The sequence below is a fragment of the Cohnella sp. GCM10012308 genome (assembly GCF_042649185.1).
Taxonomy (GTDB): domain Bacteria; phylum Bacillota; class Bacilli; order Paenibacillales; family Paenibacillaceae; genus Cohnella.
Genome location: NZ_JBHRYU010000030.1, coordinates 37,639 through 56,428 on the forward strand (window position 1 = coordinate 37,639; position 18,790 = coordinate 56,428).

The 18,790-nt window shown below is 51.1% G+C and carries 23 protein-coding genes; 20 read left to right on the forward strand and 3 right to left on the reverse strand.

The window, feature by feature from the left end; translation table 11 throughout:
* Positions 1-7 precede the first annotated feature (7 nt).
* The 3 genes from ACFOTD_RS25810 (at position 8) to ACFOTD_RS25820 (ending at position 3,976) form a co-directional block, all read left to right on the forward strand.
* Positions 8-2,395: a hypothetical protein gene (locus ACFOTD_RS25810; RefSeq protein WP_378122824.1), complete on the forward strand. Its 2,388-nt coding sequence runs from the start codon at positions 8-10 to the stop codon at positions 2,393-2,395.
* A 69-nt stretch (positions 2,396-2,464) separates the two neighbouring features.
* Positions 2,465-3,208 (forward strand): stalk domain-containing protein, encoded by a 744-nt coding sequence (locus ACFOTD_RS25815; protein ID WP_378122825.1) that lies wholly within the window; start codon positions 2,465-2,467, stop codon positions 3,206-3,208.
* A gap of 45 nt (positions 3,209-3,253) precedes the next feature.
* On the forward strand, positions 3,254-3,976 hold the full coding sequence (locus ACFOTD_RS25820) for a LysM peptidoglycan-binding domain-containing protein (protein ID WP_378122826.1): 723 nt from the start codon (positions 3,254-3,256) through the stop codon (positions 3,974-3,976).
* Here the strand turns inward: ACFOTD_RS25820 and ACFOTD_RS25825 are convergent, their stop codons facing one another.
* The gene (locus tag ACFOTD_RS25825; RefSeq protein ID WP_378122827.1) at positions 3,977-4,762 is read right to left on the reverse strand and encodes a DUF4393 domain-containing protein; all 786 of its coding nucleotides are present in this window, start codon (positions 4,760-4,762) and stop codon (positions 3,977-3,979) included.
* A gap of 83 nt (positions 4,763-4,845) precedes the next feature.
* On the opposite strand from ACFOTD_RS25825, the gene ACFOTD_RS25830 reads away from it, so the two are divergent.
* The 16 genes from ACFOTD_RS25830 to ACFOTD_RS25905 all read left to right on the forward strand — a co-directional run bounded on the left by ACFOTD_RS25830 (position 4,846) and on the right by ACFOTD_RS25905 (position 15,555).
* Complete coding sequence (locus ACFOTD_RS25830; protein WP_378122828.1) at positions 4,846-5,835, forward strand: XkdQ/YqbQ family protein; 990 nt, start codon at positions 4,846-4,848, stop codon at positions 5,833-5,835.
* Positions 5,822-6,118, forward strand: coding sequence for a DUF2577 domain-containing protein (locus tag ACFOTD_RS25835; RefSeq protein ID WP_378122829.1), 297 nt, complete (start codon positions 5,822-5,824; stop codon positions 6,116-6,118). The genes ACFOTD_RS25830 and ACFOTD_RS25835 overlap by 14 nt, the downstream gene beginning before the upstream one ends.
* Complete coding sequence (locus ACFOTD_RS25840; RefSeq protein WP_378122830.1) at positions 6,115-6,504, forward strand: DUF2634 domain-containing protein; 390 nt, start codon at positions 6,115-6,117, stop codon at positions 6,502-6,504. The genes ACFOTD_RS25835 and ACFOTD_RS25840 overlap by 4 nt, the downstream gene beginning before the upstream one ends.
* Positions 6,497-7,570: a baseplate J/gp47 family protein gene (locus tag ACFOTD_RS25845; protein WP_378122831.1), complete on the forward strand. Its 1,074-nt coding sequence runs from the start codon at positions 6,497-6,499 to the stop codon at positions 7,568-7,570. The genes ACFOTD_RS25840 and ACFOTD_RS25845 overlap by 8 nt, the downstream gene beginning before the upstream one ends.
* Positions 7,563-8,126, forward strand: coding sequence for a putative phage tail protein (locus ACFOTD_RS25850; RefSeq protein WP_378122832.1), 564 nt, complete (start codon positions 7,563-7,565; stop codon positions 8,124-8,126). The genes ACFOTD_RS25845 and ACFOTD_RS25850 overlap by 8 nt, the downstream gene beginning before the upstream one ends.
* 12 nt (positions 8,127-8,138) lie before the next feature.
* Positions 8,139-10,952, forward strand: coding sequence for a hypothetical protein (locus ACFOTD_RS25855; protein ID WP_378122833.1), 2,814 nt, complete (start codon positions 8,139-8,141; stop codon positions 10,950-10,952).
* 4 nt (positions 10,953-10,956) lie between these two features.
* Positions 10,957-11,541 (forward strand): hypothetical protein, encoded by a 585-nt coding sequence (locus ACFOTD_RS25860; protein ID WP_378122834.1) that lies wholly within the window; start codon positions 10,957-10,959, stop codon positions 11,539-11,541.
* Positions 11,542-11,554: 13 nt separating this feature from the next.
* Complete coding sequence (locus ACFOTD_RS25865) at positions 11,555-12,076, forward strand: hypothetical protein (protein ID WP_378122835.1); 522 nt, start codon at positions 11,555-11,557, stop codon at positions 12,074-12,076.
* Position 12,077: 1 nt separating this feature from the next.
* Positions 12,078-12,185, forward strand: coding sequence for a CD1375 family protein (locus tag ACFOTD_RS25870; protein ID WP_378122836.1), 108 nt, complete (start codon positions 12,078-12,080; stop codon positions 12,183-12,185).
* Positions 12,186-12,240: 55 nt separating this feature from the next.
* A complete protein-coding gene (locus tag ACFOTD_RS25875; protein ID WP_378122837.1) occupies positions 12,241-12,390 on the forward strand; it encodes a CD1375 family protein in 150 nt (49 codons plus the stop codon).
* Between the two features lie 94 nt (positions 12,391-12,484).
* Positions 12,485-13,174, forward strand: a complete 690-nt coding sequence (locus tag ACFOTD_RS25880; RefSeq protein ID WP_378122838.1) for a DUF6338 family protein — start codon at positions 12,485-12,487, stop codon at positions 13,172-13,174.
* A 337-nt stretch (positions 13,175-13,511) separates the two neighbouring features.
* Complete coding sequence (locus ACFOTD_RS25885; protein WP_378122839.1) at positions 13,512-13,787, forward strand: hypothetical protein; 276 nt, start codon at positions 13,512-13,514, stop codon at positions 13,785-13,787.
* A 3-nt stretch (positions 13,788-13,790) separates the two neighbouring features.
* Positions 13,791-13,970 carry a hypothetical protein gene (locus ACFOTD_RS25890; protein ID WP_378122840.1) on the forward strand — a complete coding sequence of 60 codons (180 nt, stop codon included), beginning with the start codon at positions 13,791-13,793 and terminating at the stop codon, positions 13,968-13,970.
* 4 nt (positions 13,971-13,974) lie between these two features.
* Positions 13,975-14,352, forward strand: a complete 378-nt coding sequence (locus tag ACFOTD_RS25895) for a hypothetical protein (protein WP_378122841.1) — start codon at positions 13,975-13,977, stop codon at positions 14,350-14,352.
* Positions 14,352-14,726, forward strand: a complete 375-nt coding sequence (locus ACFOTD_RS25900; RefSeq protein ID WP_378122842.1) for a phage holin — start codon at positions 14,352-14,354, stop codon at positions 14,724-14,726. Before ACFOTD_RS25895 ends, ACFOTD_RS25900 begins: the two co-directional genes overlap by 1 nt.
* Positions 14,707-15,555, forward strand: a complete 849-nt coding sequence (locus tag ACFOTD_RS25905; protein WP_378122843.1) for a glycoside hydrolase family 25 protein — start codon at positions 14,707-14,709, stop codon at positions 15,553-15,555. The genes ACFOTD_RS25900 and ACFOTD_RS25905 overlap by 20 nt, the downstream gene beginning before the upstream one ends.
* Position 15,556: 1 nt before the next feature.
* Here ACFOTD_RS25905 and ACFOTD_RS25910 read toward each other — a convergent pair whose 3' ends face one another.
* Together ACFOTD_RS25910 and ACFOTD_RS25915 are read right to left on the reverse strand one after the other, a co-directional pair.
* Positions 15,557-16,162 (reverse strand): hypothetical protein, encoded by a 606-nt coding sequence (locus ACFOTD_RS25910; RefSeq protein ID WP_378122844.1) that lies wholly within the window; start codon positions 16,160-16,162, stop codon positions 15,557-15,559.
* 39 nt (positions 16,163-16,201) lie between these two features.
* Positions 16,202-17,035 carry an ATP-dependent DNA ligase gene (locus ACFOTD_RS25915; RefSeq protein WP_378122845.1) on the reverse strand — a complete coding sequence of 278 codons (834 nt, stop codon included), beginning with the start codon at positions 17,033-17,035 and terminating at the stop codon, positions 16,202-16,204.
* Positions 17,036-17,223: 188 nt separating this feature from the next.
* Between ACFOTD_RS25915 and ACFOTD_RS25920 the strand changes: the two genes are divergently transcribed.
* Positions 17,224-18,684, forward strand: a complete 1,461-nt coding sequence (locus tag ACFOTD_RS25920; protein WP_378122846.1) for a Kelch repeat-containing protein — start codon at positions 17,224-17,226, stop codon at positions 18,682-18,684.
* Positions 18,685-18,790: the final 106 nt, after the last annotated feature.

Here is an 18,790-nt window from a genome sequence, read left to right on the forward strand (position 1 = left end):
GATTAGGATGGCCACACTTGCAGCATCCATGTCACTGTACGATCGCTTCACGTCCAAACTCCGCAGTGTAAATGATGCCATGCAGCGGACGATTAATCTGGCCACGCAGCTGCAGGGGGCAATGCGGTCCGAATTTACCGTACGCATCGATGCGGGCGGGGCCGTCGGTGAGATGGAGCGACTCCGCTCGCGTATTAACGCATTGGGCAGCGGTGTGCTGCATGTACTGATCGATTCAAGCCAAGTGACCAGGGAGCTCGCTCGGATTCAAACGCAAGTCAGATCCGGCGCCGCGGGAGCTGCCCTGCGGCTTAACATTGACACTGCCCACCTGCGCGCGCAGGTCAGCTCCGCTTTGGGCGGCCTGCATAGCACGGCACTTCGTATCAATGCACTAGTGCGGCTGGATACCGCGGCGGCGCTGCGGCAAGCTTCGCTTCTGCGTCAGCAGATCATCGGCCGTATCGGCACGATCGTCGCTCATGTGCAGCTCATTGTGAATGCGCAGCTCAGCGGTGTCATGGGCAACCTCGAATCCACGTTTGATCGTTTGATTGATGCCATCGACCGTTTGATCACCAAGATCGACAGCGGCGGGGGCGGACCTGGAGGGAGTGGAGGCTTCGGCGGTATTCGCGGAATTGTAGGGGTTGTGTCCAGCGTGCTAGCGGCTTTGGGCGTAGGATCCGCGTACAAGTCGGCAGTCGGCGGCGCCATGCAGCAGCAGCAAACGCTCGACACATTCTCGGCTCGAGCTGGCAGTGAGGCGGCAGGCGGGGCGATATTTGACGCGCTTACAAAGCAGGCGTTGGCACTCCGCCAAAACGTGGATCAGTCTTTGTCGGGCGCGATGTCGTTCATGAGTAACACGACTGACCCGAAGCGCCTGGCTGAGCTGAGCAAACTTTCTATGAGGCTGCAGAAGCTTAATCCCTTCGAAAATCTTGAAGGCGCTGCTTTCTCGATGAAAGAACTCCTCTCGGGAGATTACACCTCAATCGTTGAACGATTTAACATTGGTCGAGCGCAGATTAAAAATAGCGACGCATTAAAGGCGGGGAAGGCCGGGGACATCGACGGCTTCATCAAGGGAATGGACAAGCTGCTGAACCAACAGAACATGTCCGAAAAGGCATTCATGAAGATGTTGGACAGCCCGGCGGCCAAATGGAACGGGGTGCTGGAGACATTCAAGTTTAAGTTCAAGCAGACAGGCGCCGACGCGCTCTCCGCTTTGGAGCCGCTTTTCGATTACTTGCTTAAGGCGTTCGATTCTGGCAAGTTCGACCCGTTTTTCAAGATTATTAGCGCAGGATTCTGGCTCATCTCAAATGCCATCAACGGCGCGGTGCATGCTGCCGTGTGGTTTGGGGATGTCTTTGTAGATTATTGGCCGATAATCTCAAGCCTTCTGATCGCTGTAGCTGGCATAATTATCTATCAGGTTACACCGGCGCTCTGGGCAATGCTTGTCCCCATATATCGACAAGTAGTTGCATGGTTGGCGGCGTATTGGCCGGTGCTTCTCGTGGCGGCTGCCGTAGGTGTCCTGATTTATGTGCTGCTGCAAATGGGAGTCACCGTTGAGCAGATTGTAGGAGCTGTAATGGGATTTTTCTTCGTTCTTGCAGCATTTATTTATAATAAAGTCGTTTACCTTTGGAATATCTTTGCTTCATTCGCAGAGTTTCTGATCAACTTGTTTATAGATCCTGTGTACTCGGTAAAAAAGCTATTCTACGACCTGGCTATGACGTTCTTAGGGCACATGTACAACATGCTTATGGGAGCGGAAGGTTTTGCTCAAGGCTTCATGAAGGTCGTGCTGGATGGAATTAATGGTGTCCTCAAAGGTGTTCGATGGTTGACGGACGCACTTAACAAACTGCCGGGGTTCGATATTTCAAAGCCAGATCTCTTTGACACTGACAACGTCCATGCGATGAGCGATGCGGTCCAAGATTTAATGAACAACTTGGAAGCTCCGACGACCGACAAAGACGTCGTTAACATCCCGCGTTTGGACGAATGGAGCTATACCGACGCAGCGAAACAAGGATATGACCTCGGCAGCGGGTTTGTTGGAAAGATCAAGGATTCGCTTGATGGGTTCAATCTTCCTAAAGGTGACGGGAAAGGTAACATCGGAAACATAGGCAAGGTCGGAGAGGTCGGTAAGATCGGCGACACGGTCGACATAAGCAGCGAGGACCTGAAGGTCATGCGGGATCTGGCCGAGATCAAGGCGATACAGAACTTCGTTACGCTGACGCCGACGGTGCAAGTGACGACCGGACCGATCAATAAAGGGATGGACGTTGACGAGATCATTGTCCGGATCAATCGTAGCATGGAAGAGGAGATCGCCTCGAGCGCTCAGAGCGTCTTTGAATGAACCAATCTTATGACTATTGCCGTATAATCCGATATATGGGAATATACAAAGGTCATGGGAGGGCTTTACTTGAAAAAGACCATTTTGACTCTGTCTCTCGGAATGCTACTCGGAGCGGTAGCGACGGCGGCTTCCCCGGCTTACGGTGCGGCTAAACAGTACGTGCTAACGTTGTTCGAGAAGCCGGTCATTGTGAACGGGACCAAATACGCTGACGCCGCAAACCCGATCCTGAATTATAACGGCAAGACGTACATTCCGCTGGCCAAGATCGGCGACCTGACCGGCGTCCAGTACAAATGGAACGCAGCAAAGAACCAAGTAGAGATCGGCGGGAGCAGCAGCTCGTCCTCGGGCGGTACCGGATCGTCGACGGACAACGGCACGCCTGCTACGCCGTGCGAGTCCACGGGCCAGAAGGGCTGCACACTCAATCCGGATACGCCGATCGAGAAGCCGCCGGTCGTCGGTTACAAGGGCCATGCCGATTCGGAAGATCCGTCGTATCAGATGGCTTTGGCAATGGGGAGGGCTGATAATGATTATCCACCGGTAATGAGTAAAGGTTGGATATCTGAAGCCATGCTGGAAGAAATGATTGGCACTTTTTATACAACGGGGACTGTTCCAGGAGAAACTATTTTCGCGAAAGGGTCTCTCCTAAATCCGCAAGTCATAGCGAGATTCTATTACACCGAAGAATATCGTATTGCAGACGAGGGGGATTTCATTTTTAGTGGAATCCATATTAAAAAGTATTATGGCAACATATTTTATAATATCTCCGATCTTGAAAAATTAGGGGCACTTTAACCTCGACGCCGAAAGGCGTCTTTTTATTGGAACGGGGGGATTGTGATGGCGAGTGAGACCCAACCCTTTACAATGGTGATTAGCTGGAACAACGGGGCTGAGGAATGGGTATTTCCTGTTCTTCCAGAGAGAATTGATATAAAGCGTTCTGGGAGTGGAAAAGATTACGATATTTTAGGAAATGGCAAGATCAGGACAATTGAGCGAACAGAACTTGCGGAAATAAATATTGAGAGTTTTTTTCCGGCTCAGAAGTATCCTTTCGTAGATAAAAGAATATTTACAAAAAATGGAACGGACATACCTGACCCTAACCGGTATGTAAACTACGTGAACAAGTGGATGCATAGCGGATATCCTGTACGATTCATTTATGTTGGTCAAGATGCCAAAAACGACAAATACAAAATTAACCTGGCCATGTCTATCGAATCCTTCGAGCGCTATGAGATTGCCGGCCAGCCTGGCGATATTTTCTATACGCTCAAGCTGAAGGAGTACGTCTTTTACAGCGCGCAGAAAATTAAGGCCGTCCAGAAGAATGGGCAGACTGTGCTGCAGAAGGAGCCGGCCAAGCGTCCGGACGAGCGCGTGCCTGCCACAACGTACACGCTTAAGCCGGGGGACACGTTAATGTACGTATCGCGCATGCAACTCGGCGACTCCGGTCGCTGGCGGGAGATCCAGAAGCTGAATGGTATTACAGAGGCTCAGCTGAATAGACTGCCGATAGGCAAGGTGCTGCAGCTGCCGGCGAAGAAGGGGTGATTATGTACAGCACTCTATAAATAAATCCCCAAAATCAGTGAACCGCCACATGCCTCTTTCTAAATTAACGAATGCAGGTTTATCGCTAGTGTCATTTCTTATTTCAATAGCTTCAACATATTGTTGATAGAGCACGTGATTAAATAAGATATCATACTTCGAAGAGTCTGCGAAAATTTGTTGGAAATCCCAATTAATAATCGATAGGCGGTTAAGGTTCTGAACTGCTGCACTATACTGTCTAAAGTTATCCAATGAAATATCGGGAAAGGGGAAAAAGTTGGGTACAAGAATGCCCCTATTTCCATCAATTATATAGTGGATATTTCCTATTCCCCATATTCTGGAGTTTTCTTTCAAGAGGTTTAATATTTTAACATCAAACGGGGAGAGTTGCTTAATTACTTCGATAAAAGAAGGATGCACTTTTTCTTCAAAGTCAGAATTCAAAGAGGAAGCTATCAATTTTGCAAACATTTCTCTTATTTCATCATGCTCAATATGATATTTAGCCGCCTCAAGAGAGGGGCCTACAATTTCAAGAGGTGGCTCCTTTAATTTCTCTTGTGGAATTTTGGAAACCTCGAAAGCAATATCTTTGCCAAATTTATTAATTCGCGGTTCTAAAGCTTTCCTTGCGGCATGGATCGGAGCGAACACTAGCCAAAACAGGTTAGCAAGACCTTCTCCTAATTCCGTAGTTGGCTTGCCCAAGGCATTCGTGCTCAACTCCTTTACCGGAAGTTCAAGAGTCTTTGCTGCATCTATTGTTTTTTCAATATCCATATTAACGCCTCCTTTAGACGAATCATGCAATTCTTCGACATTAAGGGAGGTTTTTCCTTTAATACTATTACAGAGGTGTGCAGATGTTTCGTTTTGAGATCGTCATAGACAACCTGAACGGCACGCTTTGGGACCTCACGAATGTCACATCCGAGCTGACCTGGAAGACGACGCGGATCGGGAAGCCTTCGTCGTTGGACCTGACTTTCCTGCGCGACGACTCGTATCAGGCAGTTGGCTTCGAGGTCAAAAACGGAGACGTCCTCCGAGTCAAGGTCGATGGCGATGGGATGTTTTGGGGCCGCATATTCAGCGTCGAACGAAGCAGGGACGCCCCGGTGCGGATCCTGGCGTACGATCAGCTCCGGTACCTCGCAGAGTCGGATACCTATGTTAAGAAGAACATCCGCGCCGACCAGGTCATCCGGGACCAGTGCCAGGCGGTGGGGATCTCCGTCGGTCCGCTCGCCAACACGGGATTCGTCATCCCGAAGGTGTCCGAGGATGGCCAGAAGCGTCTCGACATCGCGTATCGCGCGCTCGACACGACACTGATGTGCACCGGCAATCTCTTTGTGCTGTACGATGACTATGGCAATGTAAAGCTTTCGCATGTCCGCGACATGACGATCGACTTAATCTTGGGGGAGGCCAGTCTGGTCTATGATTACAAGATAAAGGACTCGATCGACGATGATACGTACAACCAGATCAAATTGGTGCGCGACAATAAAAAGACCGGGCATAGGGACGCCTATCTGTACAAGAATAGCAATGCGATCGATCGGTGGGGCCGACTGCAGTATTATCAAAAGGTCGACGACGGTCTCAACGAGGAGCAGATCAAAGGCATCGCCCTGCGGCTTTTGCAGCTCAAGAACCGGGAGCAGCGGAAGTTTACTCTCGAGTCGATCGGCTATTTCGGGATGCGCGCCGGTGTGAAGGTGCAGGTCACTATCGACAAAGTGGGCGTTGATAGTTTCTTCCTGGTCGAAGAGTGCACGCATAAGCTGTCCGGTGACGATCACACAATGAGCCTGGATTTGGTGGTGTTTCCTGATGAGTATAAATGACAATGTAAAGGCACTCGCGAAGGGGTACATCGAATCCCTTAAGCTGGCGGACGTGATGTATGGCGTGGTAAGCACTGTAGATCCTCTTCTGGTTCTGGCCGATCAGCGGCTTGAGCTAGACGAGGATTTTTTGTTGGTCCCGGAGCACCTGACCGAGTACAAGGTGACGATCGGCGGCACGGAGGTGCTGATCCGCCGCGCGCTCGAAGCGGGCGACAAGGTCGTGCTGATCCGGCAGCAGGGCGCACTCAATTTTTACGTGGCGGGGAGGCTGGTTGAATGATTATCCCTGGTGCGTCTCTCGGAGCGGTGCAAGAAGAAGAACGACAGCCGAGCCGTACCTTCTCGATAGACTTGGAGAATGAGCGGATGGCAGGCACGATTGACGGCGTCGCCGCGGTGCGGCAGGCCGTGTACAAGATCCTTGATACCGACCGTTTCGCTCATTTCATCTACTCGAGCAACTACGGCACGGAGCGGCGATTCGGCGGCCTTTACAGCAACGACATTGAGCGCTGGGTATCCGAGGCCCTCCTGGTAGATGACCGGATCGTGGCGATCGAGGATTTTCAAACGACCGTAAGCGGGGACGAGGCGATCGTCAGCTTCACGGTCGTTTCTATTTTCGGGTCTGTACCGGTAGAAAGGACGGTGACGGTAAATGTATGAGGATCGTACATTTGAGAACATTTTGGCTGAAATGCTGGACCTTGTACCGGCGGATCTGGACAGGCGGGAAGGGAGCGTTATCTACGACGCGCTGGCGCCGCCCGCACGCAAACTGGCGGAAGCGTACGCGGCGATGGCAACGGCCAATCTGCAGGAGCATGCGCAGACGGCAAGCGGCGACGCGCTGCGGGCGCGCGGAGCTGACTTTGGCGTCGACCCGAAGCCCGCAACGCCTGCAGTACGGGAGGGATTCTTCTATGACAGCGCGGGCGCTCCATTTGATGTCCCGATCGGCACGCGATTCGGAGCCGGAGGGCTCGTCTACGATGTGACCGGGCGGATTGCGGCGGGCGACTACCGCCTGACTTGCGAAACGGCAGGCATCGCCGGGAACGTCCCTGTCGGCGCTCTGCAGCCGATCGATTACGTCAATGGGTTGGCCACGGCGACGCTGGGCGGCGTATTGACGCCAGGGACGGATGATGAGACGGACGACGCTTATCGAGCTCGGCTGTATGCCCATGTGCGGACGCCGCCGACCAGTGGCAACCGGGCTGCTTACCGGGCGTGGGCTCTCGAGGTACCGGGCGTCGGGGACGCGTACGTCGTGCCGACATGGGATGGCCCCAACACGGTCAAAGTAAGCCTGCTCGGCACGGACAAGCGGCCGGCAACTGCGGGCGTCGTCGCCGCGGTCAAAGCGTACATCGACCCGGCTGCCGGCCTCGGTGAAGGAATGGGCGAAGGTGTCGCACCGGCAGGAGCCGTGGTGACGGTGGTGGCGGCGCCGGCCGTGACGGTCGACGTAGTGGCTGAAGTAGTTCTGACCGGATCTCGCACTTTATCCCAGGTCAAGGCTGACTTTCAAGCTGCGTTTGCTGCTTACCTGGCCAGCATCGCATACAAGGCTGACCCGAGCGTCAAGGTGGCTAGGGTCGGCTCGGTGCTGCTGGACGTGCCCGGCGTAGAGGATTATTCGGAGCTGATGCTCAATGGTGGCACGGGCAACGTCCCGGTACCGGCGGGCTCCGTCGCAGTCCAAGGGAGCGTGACGGTCAGTGAGTGAATTTCCGATTACGTCGCCAGCTGGAGCGGAGATGCTTGAGGATCTGCCTGGGTTTTACGCGCCGATCCTGGAAATGCGCGTGCTCCTGCAGGCGAGCGGCGAGCAATTCGATCGGCTGCAGACGGATATCGCCGACCAGCTCGCGCAACGATTCATCAGCTCCGCCACATGGGATCTCGATTCGTGGGAGGAGGAGCTTGGGATCGTGTCGGCCGCCGGGCAGCCGGCCGACCAACGGAGAGCGGTTATCCGCTCCAAGCTGCGCGGCTTTGGCAAATTCAGCGGCGCATTGCTTAAGAGCGTGGCCGAAGCATACGACAACGGTCAGATCGAAGTGTCGTTCGATGCGCCGAGCAGTACCTTCACGGTCCGATTCGTCAGTACGCTCGGAATGCCGCCGAACATCAATAGTTTGATGGCTGCAATTGCAGAGATTGTGCCCGCGCATTTGCTGGTCAATTACACGTATCGGTACTTGTCGATTGGAGAGGTCGAGGCGCTTGGCTGGCTAGAAATGAACGATCATCCACTGGGCGACTTCGCACCATTCGTATAGAGGAGGGTTTACATGCCGATTTACACACCGTTGCTAAATTTGCTAAAAAAGGTCGTCGGAATTGATCCGCCAACTGACAAATTCAATATTCAGACCATGATGAACGACAACTGGGACAAGATAGACGCCGCTATGGCATTGCAGGGCGTCGATGGAGACGTGCGCGTCGCGACGACGGCGAATATCACGCTGTCCGGACTGCAGACGGTCGACGGGATCGTTCTAGCAGCCGGCGACCGTGTGCTCGTGAAGAACCAGACGACCGGAAGCCAGAACGGCATCTATGTTGCTGCATCAGGAGCCTGGACGCGGGCGGCGGACGCTGACAGCTCGGCAAAGGTTGCCGCAGGCATAAGCGTTTACGTGAGGGCTGGCACAGTCAACGGTGCGAAGGTTTTTTCGCTTAGTAATGCCGGCGCGGTGACGCTTGGGACAACGGCGCTCACATTTATACAAACGAGCGGCGCAGGTTTGGACGCCGATACGGTGGACGGTATGCACGCATCGGATTTCTTGACGCAACCGACCATTATTACAACTGGGCAAGACCTAAACAACTTAACCGCGCGCGGCATGTACTACTCCAATAGCAACTCAGTATCGACCTCGGTCCTAAATAGCCCGACGACAAATGCGTTTTCGTTACTTGTGGAACGTCACGCCGGATATAAGCAAACGTTGACCGAATACATGAACGATGGCACGGCAAGAACATGGACGCGCAATTATTACAGTAACGTCTGGGGTTCGTGGTACAGAGTTTGGGATGGTAGGGCGATGGGCTCCGGAAGTGGTATGAATGCTGATATGGTGGACGGGTACCATCTTGACCAGGATGTACGGACTACAGCAACCCCGTCATTTAAAGGCATAACTGTTCAAGGCTCAGTAGGAAATATAACTCTTGCATCGTCGGGAGCGGGCCTCGGATTTAGTCGCGCAGATTATAACTACATTTATGCATCGTCTGTAGGGGGCGGGCTCGTTTTTAACGTTAATGGCGACACTACGAGCTACCCTTTGTCTCCATTGAAACTCTCTGCCGATTATTCTGTAAAGACCAAAAATAATACTTTGGATGACGGAAATGGCGTAGCACTATTCCGGCGTGGAAGCAGTACCACGGAATTTCTGAAGCTCTTCACGGATGATATCTACTCGACCATAGAAAAAAGCGAAGGTGATAGCGCTACGGGTTCCATTCTTCGTCTGCGTATTATCAGTGGAGCGGGCGGTACACCTGTAACGGTTGATGCGCTGCAATTGGATGGAAACGGGAAAGTTTGGACCAAAAATAACACGCTTGACGACGGCTCTGGATACGCATCGTTTAAGAGGATGGACGCCGTAAGCACTTCAGCCCTGCTTTCGGTATTATCTCGATCTGACTCGGGCACGAATGCAGCTACCGAATACCGAACGACGGCGGGTGGGGTGTTTGTCGGTAACGCGGATGGGACTAGCTTCGGCGTCGCCGCAGATGCGAATATTAACGGCGCGAAATTCAAGGTTAACAAAAATACGGGGGACGTATCCAGCGCTGGAACCTTTATTTCTACCGTAGGCACAGCCGGTGGCGGCAAGATCCACTTTTCTATGCGCCCATCTACCGGTGGCGGTGGCCGTTTTCAATTTGGATTAATTGGGGATGAGAACAACGACAATACGGGATCAAACTTTGCTTTGTGGGCTTATAATGACGCTGGAAACTCTGTCATAACTGCACTATCAATCAACAGATCGTCAGGCGCGGCAGCCTTCGCGGGAAATGTGCAAGCAGCAGGAACCATTCTTACGACGGCTGGCGGCGCAGGAACAGGATCGTTCACGGGAACTGCTCTTATTTTTAACCGGGCATCCAGCAACTATTTTCAGGCTTCTGCTGCTGGAGGATATTTGAATTTCACCGTCAACGGTGATTCGGGGACAGACGCAAATGCAACCCTGCGACTTGCTGCCGACTATAGCGCAAACTTCCGGAGCAAGGTTGTCGCTCCGATGATGACAGACGGGAATTCATTTAAAAAACTTGTCGGTAACGTCGTATTTGCCGCTAGCACAGCAAACCAAAAGGCCGACATATATTTCCCGGCTTCCACGCCATTGTCAGGGTATGTTGACGTTACGATCACGGGCAGCTGGAACGTCGTAAACGGAATCGGGCGCCTGACGAAGCGCTTCACGTTTGTTCTCTCAAACAGTGGTACCGTTAGCGCGCAAGAAACCCGGTACACCGAAGCGATGGGCGGCGTAAAAAGTCAGATCGCGATTAGTGACCTATCCTGGGATTCTTCAAACAGCCGTTGGCGCATTCAGATTGCTAAGATCGGCACGAGTACGGGCGCGGAGACATTTACAGTTATCGTCGACGGCGGCGCTACAAGTTCGACGCACGCAGCTAGCTTTATGGCCGCAGCGCTTGGCTCCGTCTACACGACGGACACAACGGTATTCCCAGCGCCGAAGGTCACGTTGCCCGACCTGGCCGCGAGCATGGTTGCGAAACCCACGTCGATCAGCGAATTCAACGTAACCAGCGCTTCCTTGGCACAGTTCCTGACAGCGTCCTTCGTACCTGCTGGAAACTACAACGCTATGATTTATCTTCGGGTAACGGCGGCGACTACCGTTTCAGTATCAGTGAATTACGCAGACGCAACAGGAGCACAGTCAACAGTCGTTGTTAGCGCGCAGGCGTTCACGGCTGGGAGCTACTCGCTGCTGCCCGTGTTCTTTAATGCGAATGCGAATTCGAATATCATTCTTCTGGCGTCGTCGTCCGTATCTGGCGCTGTGAAAGTATCCGCTTCAATCCTGGGGGTGTAAATCGATGGCGCAAATCTTTATTCCAGGGACTGCCGCGCCTAGCGACGTCCTAGCAGGCAAATCCTTCAGCGCTGGGGCGAGCTATCAGGCTGCGGGCGCGATGCCGAACAAGGCGGGCGTCGATACTGGAGCCTCTGCCGTAACAACGGACGGCACAGGCGGCTTATTTATGAAGATGCCGTCCGGGTACTATGACAGCACAAGTCGGCTTACCGCGTGGAACGGGGACTTCTATCAGGATTATATATTGTCGGGAAGGAACGTCTTCGGAGTTAACGGGACCGCCAAGCGGGTTGCAACGGGAACGGGGACAACGGACGGAAACGCGCGTCTAACCGTATCCGGCCTGACCTTCCTAGCTAGTAAAGTCGTTGTGCTGCAAAACAACCTTCAGTTCTTCGCTTACTACGATTCCACGATTACAAACGGCCATCATGTTCAGCGGCAAATATCGGGAGGCACGGGCGTCATAAACTGGTACTTTAATTCCCCGTCGTATCCCGATTCACCGCTTTATTTATCTGCCACGGGGTTTTGTTTTTACGCAGGCCTGGCCAGCTTGACCTCAAGATGGTACGCGATAGAATAGGGGGGGGTGCCAAATGCAAATAGGGCGGAAAATCTATTACGACAAGGCGGCGGGGAACGTCATCCAGGACACCGGGGAGCGTTCCGGGGAAGTCATCGAGACGACCGTAGAGCAGGACTTCGAGGTCTATCTAGCGCTGAAGGATCGCGACCCGGAAACTGTCGGCATGTTCCAGCTGGAATACGGCGAATTTGCCCAAGACTTCATAACCGCAAACGGATACCGTATCGACGTAAGCAGCGAAGAACCTTCGCTGCTTTTTTCGTACCCGGATCCGAAGAACCCTCAGGAGCCGCCCAACTACCTGCCACCTCTTTCTGAGCAGGTCGCCGCGCTTCAAGCAGAAAGTGTGCAGACCATGCTCGCTGTGGCCGAGGCGTATGAGACGGCAGCGGCAGCGGATGCAGCGCGCGAGGAAGAGGCGGTCAATACGATGCTTGGACTTGCCGAGGCATACGATACGATCGTGCAGCAGCAGGTCCGTATCGACGACTTGGAAGCGCGGCTGGCGGCGCTCGAAGGAGGTGGAAGCTAATATGGCGCTAGTTTATGCGAATCTCATTCGACGCGGACTGAAGACGATCGACGACGTACCGGAAAGCAAGCGCGCTGAAGTACAAGCCATCCTTGATGCCGATGTTTAAGCGGCTGATGGGGCGGCTTTTATTTTTAATCCAAATTTCGAGAGGAATGATTGACATGGCAATCGTGTACGCAACGCTGATCATCAAGGGAGCATATACCTTTGACCGGGTACCGGTCGCACAGCAACAAAAAGTACGGGAGTATCTGGCCGCTATGGATCTCGATATTGACGGTACGCCTCTTCCGGAACCGACTGGCGAGTAAGGCGACGGGCTCCGCTTAGGTAGGGACTTTATTTTAAGATGAGCACAAAGGAATATCCTTGCCGCATAAAGAATAATTATGGCGAGGTGATTCTATGGATTCTTTTATTGGCACATTAGCATTTTTGCTTCCTGGCTTCATGGCTTATTTATGGATTCAAATGTTCGGGATCAATCCCGTTGTAAAGCATTCGGTTCCGGAAGTGACGGCAATAGCTGCTATTTTGTGGTTGCCGGTATCAATAGGCTCGGTGTTAATATTCAACTTGGTCGGTATTGCAACTGGAGGAGATTTGATTTGGAGTCTTCAAGCTATAAAGAATAACTCGGGACGTTTAAACTTTCTTATTTCATTTTTATTTATCAGTGCTGTAATTAGTTTTTTCTTGTCTTACACTTATGCAAAGTGGGTGTTTCCCAAACAAAGGATTTTAGTAAACAATGTACGAAAAAAAATCGGCGTTGCAGGGTATTCGGAATATCCTTCTGTTTGGGATGAGGTTTTTGGCCGAAATGAATCACAAGTGGTGAGAGTAAGCAAAATTGACAAAGAGAAAGAGTCCGGAACGGTTGGACAATTGCAGAAGGTATCAAGGCCTTTTGAACCAGACAAAAGCATTTGTCTAGATGAAGTGGTTTATTATTCAGAATTGATATCTGAATATCCGAATATTGTTAAAGTGGACCGAGTCTTCATCGACACTAAGTCAGGAACTCGAATCGAAATATTCGACCTCGACTCCGTGATGATTGCTATAGGTAAGAAAGACGGCGTCACCCAATAAGGTTGACGCCGCAGACTTACTTTCTGGGAAGTCTTATTGGTGGTTTATCTACTGATCTCTCCTCGAAGAATACGTTATTAGATGGCTTAATCGGTGGGCGAACAATTGGCGGTTTGTCCACTGAATGATCGGGTTTTATGATAGGTTTTGACGTCGGTCTTAAATTTGTACCAGGCATTCAAATCAGACCTCCTTTTAGAAGAATAGGATAAGCTTCCTAAATTCTTCGACATTAAGGGAGGTTTTTCCTTGTAAATGGATATTCTTTTAAAACAATGTTCATGGTAGTAAATCCTGCACCGGCAGGAATAATTAAAACGGAGGCGGTGCGGCGGCAATGAATCAGGATATTGACCAAGTCGCCAAGCTGGCGCAGTTGGCAGAGAAATATGGTGTCGCCCTCATCTTCGCGCTGATCTTCCTTGTGACGATGCTGTATGTCGTGCGCATGGTCGTGACCGGCAAGCTTGTGCCGCGGTCGCTGTTCGATAAAGTGGAGCACGATCGCGACGAGCTGCTGACGGCGCTAATTGAGCAAAAAGATACGTATCGTTCTATTGCGGGCGTGGTAAGTAATCTTAAAAAGGATGACCCAAACGAGAGGAGCGGATAACGCATGTTTAAATGGCTCATGCGGCTATCCCCCTGGTACCGGGACAAGCAATCCGAGCTGCAGCGTGCCTCGCTTAAGACGCGCAGCGCCATCATCCAATATCGTACCGCGTCCCGCGAGCTGCAGGAGGAGATCCGGAGTAACAACTTTGCCAAGTACCTTATATACGATAAAGGGGATTGATCCTATGCTAGACTGGATCGACTATGCGCTGCTTGCCGTGTATACCGTGACGGTGGGCACCGCTACTTACATTTTGGCCGCTCATCGCAAATACTTTCACGAACGCTTCCAAAAGGGCGTCGTCAGCGCGTTTATGCTGTCGATGCTCTTTTTTCTTGTCGCTTACGACTTCAAAATGGTTACGGCCGTCTGGATCCGCGCGAGCATCGCATTCGGGTGGCAGACGCCGGGCATGGACGCGGCCCAGCGGCTGACGTGGTTAATTGCGACCGGTGGAACGATGGTCGGCCTGCTACTGCTCGCGTATCAAACGTACACGCGCAAATACGACTTGTGGATCCGGCTGCGACGCCGGGACAAACAGAAGGAGGACGAGAAATAATGCATAACGATTGGGGAGCGTTCATGACCGCTCTAGCAAATCACCTGCTGGAGCTTATTTTTGCTGTTCTGGTCGCTTATGCGGTCAGCTTGCGCAATCGGTTCACAGCTTGGCTCAACGCACGCACGACGGCCGCACAGCGCGAGACGCTTCACAAGCTGGCGACGGAGGCGGCGGCGTTGGCGGAGTCGATGATGGGCGGCGGGGCCGGCGCACTCAAGCTCGACAAGGCCATTAAGTACGTATCGGACCGCGCGGCGACGTTGGGCATCAAAGTGAGCGAACAGTCGATCCGCGCGGCCATCGAAAAGGCAGTGCTCGATTACAAGGCTCAAATAAAGGGAGGGACAGCAGTTGCAAAAACGGAGCAATAACAACGCCGAGGGGATCGACGTCAGCCATCATAACGGTATAGTGGATTGGGCCAAGGTGGCCGCTGACGGGATCTCGTTCGCTTTCCTCAAAGCATCGGAGGGAAAATCCTTCCGGGACAATATGTTCGCTGGCCATCTGAAAGAGGCGCGCGCGGTGGGACTGCTGGTCGGCGCCTATCACTTCGTCGGTGCAAGGTCGGAGGCGGATGCGAAAGCGGAGGCGGCGAACTTCGCGGGCGCGATCTCGGCAGCGGGCGGCGTTCAGTTGCTCGATCTACCGCCGGTCATGGACTACGAAAACAATCCGGGCAATCTGAAGCAGACGCAGATCAACGCCGTCGCAATGGCGTTCCTTGGCGAGCTCGAGCGGCTGACAGGGCGGCGCCCGATGGTGTACACGGGCAACGCTTTCGGTTTCAACTTCGGTCCGTTATTGGCGTCTTATCCGCTTTGGATCGCCAGGTACAGCGCGACTATCCCGCCGGACAACAATCAAGCCTGGCGGGAATGGACGATCTGGCAGTATAGCGATGGCAGCGCGGGCGGCACGCGTAAGAATGGCACCAGGAAGGTCTCAGGCGTATCTGGTAACGTCGACTTGAACGAGTACACGGGCACGCTTGCAGACCTGCAGCTCGCGTTCGGCAGGAAGCCCGCGTCTACGGCGGCAGAGATCGTGCCGAAGGTCGTACGTATGGAAGGGAACGTGGTCATTACGACTGGCGAGATCGTGGACGGCCGGCTGGTCGCTCCCATCGCCGAAGTGTTGAAGGCGGCCGGTGTCCCGTTTGCATACGACAACGAGACGAAAAAGCTTTATCTGCTGTGATTTAGAAGCCCGGGGGCTTCGGCTTTCGGGCATTATTTTGTTTATACAGGTGCCCCATAAAGTCATTTTGAATTTTTATAATCAAATTCTCGGTTTGATTTATAACTTCTTCAGCTTGTATTTGTGCTTGCCGAACTTCTTGAATTATATCCTTGAGATTGCTCCCCCTGTCGACTCTAGTCTTAATATCCCAAAAATATTTATCCGCGTTTAGACCGGATGCTTTTAATATATTAAAGTCATGCAGGTGTTTTTTTAAGATAATATTTCGTTTTAAAAAAATAGATTCAATAGTAAATATTTGAGAGAAAAAAGACCGATTTATGTTCCAATATTTCTCGTTGAATTCTTTGTTGATTTCTTTTTCATTACCCTGGAAGAACTTATACGAAGTATCAAGAGTCCGATAATTTTTTAAAATTTCAAGCAAGTTAAATAAATTATCGATTACTTCATCATTTGTTTTTAGATTTAGTTCCCGAACAAACTTTTCTTGATCATTTATCAAAGAAGCCGTTTTTTGTCTATTCACATTAATAAAAGAAAGAACCGCCATTACAATTGATACTGTCACCGACACAACTGAAAATATATTTAGATTGTTCATGATATTGAAATTCTACATAATCCTCCAAATTTCCTTCTATTAACAGATGAATTTCACAAACTCTGGAGCCCGAAGCATCCCACGCCTTGTCCAATTCCGAAATCGCACTCGCGCCCGTATCTGCGGATCTACATATACAAAGTTTTTGTCCTGACCCGTGATCAGTCCACCGGCAACGGCACGAAAAGCATTCTTTTGGGCTGCAGGCGCGAATTCAATGATTCCGGTCGGGCGGTCTTTATAGTGCGTCAGCCAACCGAATTGATCACGGCGGTATCCGGCGATCGTCACTTCGGCGTATTCGTAATTGATGATCTTGATCCATCGCGGATCCCGGCGCCTGACGTAAGGGCTGTTCGCACGTTTGGCGACGATACCCTCAAGCTTCCGCTGCCTGATCACCTCGAACAAGTCCGTTCCCGATCCTTCTACGCTCATCACATCACTATAGAATAAGTTCGGCCGCAGCACTTCCTGCAGCAATTCCTTACGCCTTGTAAGCGGCCATGAACGCATATCCTTTCCTTTGTATCGCAGGATATCAAAAACAAAGTAATGAACCGGCCAGGATGCCGCGGCCTCTTGTATTTTCCGTTCTTGGCGGAGCTGAAATCGCTCCATGAGCGATTCAAAATCAACGGCGCCGGTCACAGGGTCAATGCGGGCGACCTCGCCGTCAAGAATCGCGTCAGAGACATCTTCAAGTGGGACGTCGTGCAGTTCCGGGTATTGAGGCGAGCATGGCGTCTCATGCCATGTATAGGGCGTCGGACGGCCGTCCTTCACTGATATGACAAGCCTATTCTTGTCAATCTTCGGTTCGAAAAGATAACGGGGATCGTCGAATGGTTCTTCGCGCTTCTGAAGCAGCATAGGAGGGAGGAACATACAGCCGGCCGCTTTTCTTGGATGTTCCTTCGATTGTAGCAATACCAGACAGAGTATATCCCGATAAGTATTGCAACCCTTAATCGTAATGTAAAAATTTGTCGACAAACAGACTTATAGTTCCTTTATTTCCCTAGTATGATTGTGGCATTACATATTGGGGAGTGACTGGATTGAAGAAGTTCAAGTTGTTCGCAATAATATCTTTTATTTTATCCGCGGTTTTTAGCTTTTCTTTAAGCGCTAGTGCTGAAGAGAATAGCTGGACATTGAAGGCGAATCTACCCGCACCAAAGAGTTATTTCAATGGAGTTGTTGGACTAAATGGATATCTTTATGCGGTCGGGGGAGTTTCAGGTGCCACGACATTGTCAAACACATTGTATGTATTTAACCCTACAACAAATCAATGGGTGCAAAAAAGTAGTATGCCCTCTGCACGTAGAGATATTGCCACGGTAGCATTCAAAAATAAAATTTACGTTTTGGGTGGGGCATGCACCAGTGCTTGTGGTGCTACAGGAAATGTGTATGATCCAGTTACCGACATTTGGTCAACAATTGCAAGTCCTCCAGGATTGTCTGGAAGAAATTTCGCTGGATTAGCAAACGGGAAAATATATATTACTAACGGCTCAGAAATTTATGTTTATAACGAAGACACTGACAATTGGGGATCCGAAACAACTGTCCCTAATCCGCTATCAAATTCTGCCTTCGTTACCCTCGGAAACAAGCTTTATGTAATAGGGGGGAACGATAAGTGGTCAACTCTTTATTCCGCTGTTCAAGAATATAATATTGAAACAAAACAGTGGACCAACAAAGCAAATATTCTTAATGCTCGTCAATCTCATTCCGCTGTTGTAATAAATAACCACATATTGGTAGCGGGTGGATCTTTGTCAACATCAACAACTAGTTTCTCGAATTCCGTGGAAGAGTATGACCCCGAGGCAAATACATGGGTAAATCGTTCACCAATGGTTGAGGGTAAGATAGTATTTGCAATGGGGGTTGTAAATGGGAAAGTATATGCAGTTGGAGGAAGAGATAGCACTTCTGTCGATGCCACAACAACTGTTCAAGAATATACGCCAGTATATACCGGACCATCAACAGTAAATAATCTTTCTGCCACACCACTTAACGCCTCAGTTTCTTTAGAATGGAACGCAGTGACTAATGCTACCAGCTACAACATCAAGAGATCCACAACAGAAGGTGGCCCTTACACAACAATCGCGACTTCAGTTACTGGTACAACTTACACCGATATTGGCCTAACGAACGGTACAAAATATTATTACGTAGTCACCGCAACTAACACAGGTGGTGAAAGTGGAAATTCCAACGAGGCGAGTGCTACACCAACGGCCGGAAACGGATCAGGCTCAGAAGGCGGATCTCGTGCACTACTCACAATCCACTTAGTTGGTGGCGCTGAGAAGGAGTACGACCTGTCAGCTGCTGAACTGGAAAACTTCCTTGATTGGACCGACTCGGCTACGCAATCTTCTCGATACAAGTTCGTGAAGACCTGGAACAAAGGTCCGTTCAAGGCCCGCGCAGAGTATATCGTTTACGGGAAGATCGTTAACTTCGATGTGGACGAATACGAACCGGCTCAATAACAATTCACCGTCTGGCTTCGGCTGGGCGGTTTGTTTACTTATCCAACAAGTGGGAATGCTCGTTTCCTATTTGTTAGTGTAATATCTCAGTATACCGATACAAGGG